Consider the following 7615-nt stretch of genomic DNA (forward strand, 5'->3'; position numbering starts at 1 on the left):
GTGAGTGAGAGATGTGCTGATGAATAACCTAAGTCAGGCGCGTGGTGCGGGCTGTGTTTAACCAGACAGATGCTGTGCCAGAAATGCCAACTCGTGGTGTGGTGCGGGTGACAAAACACTAAAGCTGCCGAAATTCTCGCCGATAACATAGCGGAATAGTACATAACGAGGATTATTTTCATGCTAAATGGGATTGGCAGCAGCGTACTGAGAAATTTAATCGCTTCTAACGCGGTGGTTACACCGACGGTCAACAACAAAACCGTGCAAAATGCCTTAACGACAGACGCCTCCACCAAAGTGACCTTCAGCGAGGCGAGTGACGCCATCGCAGCGATCTACAAAATCGTGCCTGCACAGGTACAAAGCTCCGTGGATGTCTCCAGCAGCCTGCAATCAGCAGACGCCGATTTCCGGTAATCCGTATAAGCCGGAAGAGGAAGATAGCTTCTCACTCAATGTGGCGCAAAAAACCACCACGCAGCAGCATGACGATAGCCAGGATTTGAGCCAGCAGACGCTGTTTAAACTGAAAGCCAGTTTCCATACCGCGCTGGATTCCGCCTCAGCGGTGAAACTTACCGAACAGAAATCGTCGCAGAACTACAAATATCATCTGATTGATGATGAAGAGCGCAGCCAGACGTCGGTGACGCAGAATAAGAAAGGGGATTTGACTGCAAACTATTCGCAGCAGCTGACGCAAAATGAGACGGTGAAACCCTATCAGCAGGCGCAGTTGATCGACAGCGTAGAGATCCCGCACAGCGTGAAAAGCGAATCGAGCCGTTTATTCGCCGCCGCGCAGTTTGATGCGCAAATATAAATGCCTAATCCGTTGCATTGTCGTCGTAAGGTCGCCATTAATGGCGACCCTACAAAATAACCATATGCATTAATTAAAATTCAATTGCGTTATTTGATCTTAAGAATTACTCGCCGCTTTTTTATACTCAGCTACTCCTCGCAGCGCCGCCTGTAGCCCTTTGTTGTGTCTAAATAAATCGATAGCTTAATAATGGAAACTCATTGCCAGATATAGCATAACCGCGCTATTTACTTGCTTAAACTCTGCTGATTATCATCGCTTTCAACCCGTTATTAATTCCAACGCCTGCTGGCTTATTCAGTGCAGGCTTACTATTCGCTGTGCAGTAAAAGTGAAATCAGCTATGACGCAAAACAGTGACGAGATTATTAACCGCGCCGCGGTATTAAGCAGCGATGCACAGGCGATTGCCGCCGCACGCCATTTAGCCGAACAGGCGAAAAGCGGTGCAGTCGAGCGCGATCAACAACGTCTATACCCGATTGAGCTGCTGAACCAATTCACCTTATTGGGCCTTGGTAGCATCAGCGTGCCGCGTGAATTTGGCGGCGCAGGCTTGTCGTTCCAGACGGTAGCTGAGGTATTTCGACTGATCTCCGCCAGCGATCCGTCGCTCGGGCAAATCCCACAAAACCACTTTGGCCTGATTCAGTTCATCCTCGGTGAAGGTTCTGCAGCGCAACAACAGCAGTTGTTACGTGCGGTGGTCGACGGCAAGCGCCTTGGCAATGGAGGGCCAGAGAAAAACACCAAACACACGCGCGATGTGCAAGCGCAATTGGTGACAACGTCACAAGGTGTGCAGCTTACTGGGGAGAAGTTCTACTCTACCGGCGCGCTATTCGCCGACATTCTGGTCACCACCGCCATGTATGACCAGCAGCCGACCATGGCGTTTATTCCGTTGCCAGCGCAGGGCGTAGAAATTGTCGATGACTGGTCCGGCATCGGACAGCGCACTACTGCCAGTGGCACGGTGAAACTGCAGCAGGTGGTGGTGGATCCGGCACTGCTGATGTCGCTGCCTGCGTCGGAAAAGCCGACGCTGCGCGGCGCGGTTTCACAGCTGATTCAGGCTGCGATTGATGCCGGGATTGCTCAGGGCGCGCTGGATGAGGCACTGGAGTTTGTGCGCAGCAGCTCGCGACCGTGGGTGTATGCCAATGTCAGCCGCAATGCCGACGATCCCTATATTCTCGCCGACGTGGGCCGCATCAGCACCGATCTGAGCGCCGCCAATGCGCTGCTGGCGCGTGCCGCCCGCGTACTGGACAGCATCGATCGGCAAGCGCTGACCGCTGAAAATTGCGCGCGCGCGTCGATTGCGGTGGCGGAAGCCAAAGTGCTCACCACCGAGGTTGCGCTGCGTGCCAGTGAGAAATTGCTGGAATGGGGCGGCAGTCGCGGCACGCTGCTGCGCCACGGGCTCGATCGCCACTGGCGCAATGCGCGCACCCACACTTTGCACGATCCGGTGCGCTGGAAAACCCACGCTATCGGCAACTATTACCTCAATGATGCGCTGCCTGCGCGTCATGCGTGGATTTAAGGAGCAACCATGACGCAGGTATTGCCTAAACAGCGCGCGACGCGCATCGCGACAGCCCAGCAAGCGTTACAGGTGGCGCAGGAATTAGCAGCACGTTTTCGTGCCGGTTCGTCCCAGCGCGACCGCGAACGTGAGCTGCCGCACACCGAGTTGCAGCAGCTGTTTCAATCCGGGCTCGGCGCCATCACCGTGCCGCGCGCCTTCGGTGGCATTGAAATTTCTAGCGCTGAATTGGCTGAGATTTTCGTGATGTTAAGCGCTGCCGACGGTTCGATTGGTCAGGTGCCGCAGAACCATTTTTACGCGCTGGAAGTGCTGCGCATCAACGGCAGCGAGGCGCAGAAAAAACGGCTGTATGCCGAGGTGCTGGACGGCGTGCATCACGGCAATGCGCTGGCGGAGTTCAGCTCGCCGGCCGCGCATCAGCGATCGACTGCAGTTTCGCAGCAGGCTGAGGGATTGCGTCTCAACGGCAACAAGTTTTACTGCACCGGCGCGTTATACGCCGATCGTATTCCGACGCTGGCGATTGCCGATGACGGTAAAGAACAGCTGGTGTTTGTGCCGCGCCAGCAGCCAGGCGTCAACGTGATCGATGACTGGAGCGGCTTTGGTCAGCGCACCACCGGCAGCGGCAGCGTGCAGTTCCGCGATGTGGCGATTGCGCCGGAAGATGTGGTGCCATTCCAGACGGCGTTTGAACGGCCGAGCACCGTTGGGCCGTTTGCGCAGATTATGCATGCCGCCATCGATCAAGGCATCGCGCGTGCAGCCTTTAATGACATGCTTGATTTTCTGCGCCAGCGTGCACGTCCGTGGCCGGACAGCGGTGTGGAACGCGCCAGCGATGACCCATTGACGCTCGATCGTACCGGTCGCCTTGCCGCGCGACTTAGCGCAGGTGATGCGCTGCTGGCAATTGCCGGTGACGCCGTTGACGTGGCGCAGCGCGAACCCAGTGCGGAAAACGTGGCGCTAGCTTCAGTCGACGTGGCGAAGGCGCGCGCCTGGACCACTGAAGTGTCGCTGGAGGCCAGTAATCTGCTGTTTGAACTGGGCGGATCGCGTTCCAGCCTGCGCGAACACAACTTTGACCGCCACTGGCGCAATGCGCGCACCCACACCCTGCACGATCCGGTGCGCTGGAAATATCCGGCGATTGGCAATTACCTGCTGAATGGCGTGCTGCCACCGCGTCGGGGAACGATATGAGTCAAAAACAGATTCTGCTTAACGCCTTCAATATGAACTGCGTTGGGCACATTCATCACGGCATGTGGACACATCCGCAGGATCGTTCAGTGGATTTCAATTCGCTCGATTACTGGCTGGATCTGGCGCGTTTGCTGGAGCGCGGGCTATTTGATGGGCTGTTTATCGCCGATATTCTCGGTGTGTACGACGTCTATCAGCAGGGCATTGGCCTGACCGCCAAAGAGTCGATTCAGCTGCCGGTTAACGATCCGCTAATGCTGATTTCCGGCATGGCGAGCGTTACGCAGCATCTGGGCTTTGGCGTCACCGCCAACCTGAGTTATGAAGCGCCGTATCCGTTCGCGCGCCGACTTTCCACGCTCGATCACCTGACCAATGGGCGCATCGGCTGGAACATCGTCACCGGTTATCTTGATAGCGCCGCGCGCGCCATGGGCCAGCAACAACTGCTGGCGCACGATCGCCGCTACGATCAGGCCGATGAGTTTCTGGATGTCACCTACAAATTGTGGGAAGGCAGCTGGCAGGACGATGCGTTGGTGCAGGATAAGGCCAATCATCTGTACGCCGATGCCAGCAAGATCAAGCAAATCAATCATCAGGGCGAGTTTTATCAGGTGCAGGGCTATCACCTCAGCAGTCCATCACCGCAGCGCACGCCGCTGCTATTTCAGGCCGGTTCCTCAACGCGCGGCGTGCAGTTTGCCGGGCGTCATGCCGAGTGCAGCTTTGTTAATGCGGCGTCCCCGGCGGCGATGCGCGAGCAATCCACGCGTCTGCGTCAGGCGGCGGTGGCTGCCGGACGCCATCCTGACGATCTGCGCATCTTTATGGGCGTCAGCGTGATTGTGGCGCCTGGCGAGCGTGAGGCGCAGGAGAAGCAGCGCAGCTATCTCGACTATGCCAGCCCGGAAGCCGGCATCGCCCACTTCTCCAGCTCGATTGGGTTGGATTTGGCGGCCTTCGAGCTGGATGAGCCGATTCAGACCGGCGACACGCGCGCGATAGAATCGGTAAGCAAAGCCTTTAGCGGCTGGACGCGTCGTCGTTTGCTGGAGCAGCACGCGATGGGCAGCCGCTATCCGCTGATCGTCGGTAATCCGAGCCAGGTCGCCGATGCGTTGATCAAGTGGATCGATGAAGGCGATATCGACGGCTTTAACCTGACGCGCATCCTCAACCCGCAGAGCTACCGTGATTTTATCGATCTGGTTGTTCCGGAATTGCAGCAGCGCGGCCGCTTTAAAACCGCCTATCAGCCCGGTTCGTTAAGGCAAAAAATCTTTCAACAGCAAGACCGTTTGCCCGATCGTCATCCGGCGGCACGCTGGCGCGACGGCGTTAACCTTCGTTAATTTAACCTCAGGGATCTGATATGAAAATTGCACGTCAATTCGCGCTGGCTGCCAGCGTCGCACTGCTGGCGTTTAGCGCCATTGCTGCCGAGAACTACAGCGGACCGCTCAAAGTCGGCACCACCGCCGCCTTTGCGCCGCCACTGGAAACCGCGGTGGCCGAAGCGAAAAAACAGGGTTTGAACGTTGAGCTGGTGGAGTTCACCGACTGGACGGCGCCAAACGTCAGCGTGGAAAACGGCGACATCGACGTCAACCTGTTCCAGCATAAGCCGTTCCTTGAGAACGCCAACCAGCAGGGCGGATTCCATCTGGTGCCTTTTGCACCCGCCATCATCAACAATATCGGCCTCTATTCGAAAAAACATACGGCGATTGACCAGATTCCCGATGGCGGCACGGTGGCAATTGCTAACGATCCGATCAACGGCGCGCGCGGCCTGCTGCTGCTGCAAAAAGCCAAACTGATTACGCTGAAACCGGGCGCGGGCCTCAAATCGACCGTGGATGACATTGTCAGCAATCCAAAGCATCTGAAGATTATCGAAGTGGAAGCGGTGCAGCTGTCGCGATCGCTGGATGAAGTCGATTTAGCGCAAGGCTATCCGCACTATCTGCGCCTGTCGAAGACCATCGATCCCAACAAGGCCTTGCTGTTTGATGGCCTTGAGCATCCGGAATATGTGATTCAGTTCGTGATTCGTGATGGCCATCAGAACGATCCGCGCCTGGCGAAGTTTGTCGATATCTACCAGCATTCACCGGTAGTGCGCGCCAAACTGGATGACTTCTACGGCAAGCTGTATCAGCCGGGCTGGAGCCAGTAAGCATGGTTAGCCTGACGCTACCCGGCGAGCGCGATGCGTTGCTGTCACCGACGGCCGAGACGGCAGGGAGAGTGCACGTGCAGATTCGCGGCTTAAGTAAACGCTATCCCGGACAAAGCCTGGACGCATTGAAAGCGGTCGATCTGCAGGTTAAGCGCGGCGAGATTTTCGGCATTATTGGCCGCAGCGGCGCCGGAAAATCAACGCTGATTCGCTGCCTTAACCGGCTGGAAAACCCGACAAGCGGGCAGGTGGTGATTGACGGCATCGATCTCGGCAGCCTGAGCGATCGTCAGCTGGTAGATTGGCGACGTCGTACCGGCATGATTTTCCAGCACTTCAATTTGCTCTCTGCCAAAACGGTGCGTGAAAACATTGAGCTGCCGATGAAAGTGGCGGGCGTGCCTGCGGCTGAGCGGCGGCGCAAGGTGGATGAACTGCTGGCGCTGGTGGGGCTGGAACAGCGCCAGCACGCCTGGCCTGCGCAGCTGTCCGGCGGCCAGAAGCAGCGGGTCGGCATTGCGCGCGCCTTGGTGCACGATCCCGAACTGCTGCTGTGCGACGAGGCAACCTCGGCGCTCGATCCGGAAACCACGCGCGCGATTCTGGCGTTGCTGAAGAAGATCAATCAACAGCGCCACATCACCATCATTTTGATCACCCATGAGATGGACGTAGTACACGATCTTTGTCATCAGGTGGCGGTGATCGATCAGGGCGAAATCATTGAGCGTGGGCCGGTGTGGCAGGTGTATAGCGATCCGCAGCAAGAGACCACGCGGCAACTGCTGAATCCGCAATTCAGCGCGCTGCCGGAAGCGATTCAACCGCTGTTGACGCCGACGCGTCAGCGCACCGATTCGCGTCTGCTGGTGCGGCTGCGCTACACCGGACAAGGCGCGCAGCCGGACTTGGCCGCGCTCAGTACGCGCGTTGCCGGTGAGCTGACTCTGCTGTTTAGCGCGGTGGAGTGGGTGGATGGCAAACCGACCGGGCAGATGTTGCTGCTGCTGGATGCGCGCCATGAATCTGACGCTGCGCGTGCACTATTAACCTCTGTTGCTGACCAACTGGAGATTCCGGGCTATGTCACTGGCTATTGATCGTTTATGGGTGGCGCTGCTGGATACGCTGCTGATGGTTGGCGTGTCGTCGCTGCTGGCGCTGGCCTTGGGCTTGCCGATGGCGGTGATTTTGGTGGTGACTGGACGCGGCGATCTGTTTCCCAGTCCGCTGCTGAATCGTGTGCTTGGCTGGGTGGTGAACCTGTTCCGTTCGATTCCGTTTTTGATCCTGATGGTGGCGCTGATCCCCTTTACCCGCTGGATCGTCGGCACCACCTACGGCGTGTGGGCGGCGGTAGTGCCGCTCACGCTGGCGGCAACACCGTTCTTTGCGCGAATCGCCGAAGTGAGCCTGCGTGAAGTGGATAAAGGATTGACCGAAGCGGCGCAGGCGATGGGTTTTCATCGCTGGCATATTATCTGGCATGTGCTGTTGCCCGAAGCGCGGCCGGGCATCGTCAGCGGATTTACCATTACGCTGGTGACGATGATTAATGCCTCCGCGATGGCCGGCGCGATTGGTGCCGGTGGTTTGGGCGATCTGGCATATCGCTATGGTTATCAGCGCTTTGATATGCAGGTGATGCTGACGGTGATTGTGGTGCTGGTGGCGCTGGTCACGGTATTGCAGTTTTTTGGCGACAGGTTGTCGCGCAGGCTAAATCACCGCTGATATGAGCGGTCGCCATAAATGGCGTAATGCCGATCAGTTAAGCACTGAGCAACTTTCGTTCGCCCTCGGCTGGGGCAGTTTCAGCTATGCCGTGCGGCGACCG

8 protein-coding genes are annotated in these 7615 nt (G+C 57.3%); all 8 read left to right on the plus strand.

What is annotated here, in order from left to right; translation table 11 throughout:
* Positions 1–180: 180 nt before the first annotated feature.
* The 8 genes from PMI17_RS14865 to PMI17_RS14900 all read left to right on the plus strand — a co-directional run bounded on the left by PMI17_RS14865 (position 181) and on the right by PMI17_RS14900 (position 7512).
* On the plus strand, positions 181–420 hold the full coding sequence (locus PMI17_RS14865; RefSeq protein ID WP_009128391.1) for a hypothetical protein: 240 nt from the start codon (positions 181–183) through the stop codon (positions 418–420).
* Positions 377–826: a hypothetical protein gene (locus tag PMI17_RS14870; protein WP_009128393.1), complete on the plus strand. Its 450-nt coding sequence runs from the start codon at positions 377–379 to the stop codon at positions 824–826. The genes PMI17_RS14865 and PMI17_RS14870 overlap by 44 nt, the downstream gene beginning before the upstream one ends.
* Before the next feature lie 346 nt (positions 827–1172).
* Positions 1173–2378, plus strand: a complete 1206-nt coding sequence (locus PMI17_RS14875; protein ID WP_009128395.1) for an SfnB family sulfur acquisition oxidoreductase — start codon at positions 1173–1175, stop codon at positions 2376–2378.
* Positions 2379–2387: 9 nt separating this feature from the next.
* Complete coding sequence (locus PMI17_RS14880; protein WP_009128397.1) at positions 2388–3590, plus strand: SfnB family sulfur acquisition oxidoreductase; 1203 nt, start codon at positions 2388–2390, stop codon at positions 3588–3590.
* Positions 3587–4948 (plus strand): LLM class flavin-dependent oxidoreductase, encoded by a 1362-nt coding sequence (locus PMI17_RS14885; RefSeq protein WP_009128398.1) that lies wholly within the window; start codon positions 3587–3589, stop codon positions 4946–4948. Before PMI17_RS14880 ends, PMI17_RS14885 begins: the two co-directional genes overlap by 4 nt.
* A 20-nt stretch (positions 4949–4968) precedes the next feature.
* Positions 4969–5775 (plus strand): MetQ/NlpA family ABC transporter substrate-binding protein, encoded by an 807-nt coding sequence (locus tag PMI17_RS14890; protein ID WP_009128399.1) that lies wholly within the window; start codon positions 4969–4971, stop codon positions 5773–5775.
* 2 nt (positions 5776–5777) lie between these two features.
* A complete protein-coding gene (locus tag PMI17_RS14895) occupies positions 5778–6878 on the plus strand; it encodes a methionine ABC transporter ATP-binding protein (protein WP_009128400.1) in 1101 nt (366 codons plus the stop codon).
* Positions 6862–7512, plus strand: coding sequence for a methionine ABC transporter permease (locus PMI17_RS14900; RefSeq protein WP_009128401.1), 651 nt, complete (start codon positions 6862–6864; stop codon positions 7510–7512). Before PMI17_RS14895 ends, PMI17_RS14900 begins: the two co-directional genes overlap by 17 nt.
* Positions 7513–7615: the final 103 nt, after the last annotated feature.

The sequence above is a fragment of the Pantoea sp. GM01 genome, from assembly GCF_000282675.1.
Lineage (GTDB): Bacteria > Pseudomonadota > Gammaproteobacteria > Enterobacterales > Enterobacteriaceae > Pantoea > Pantoea nemavictus.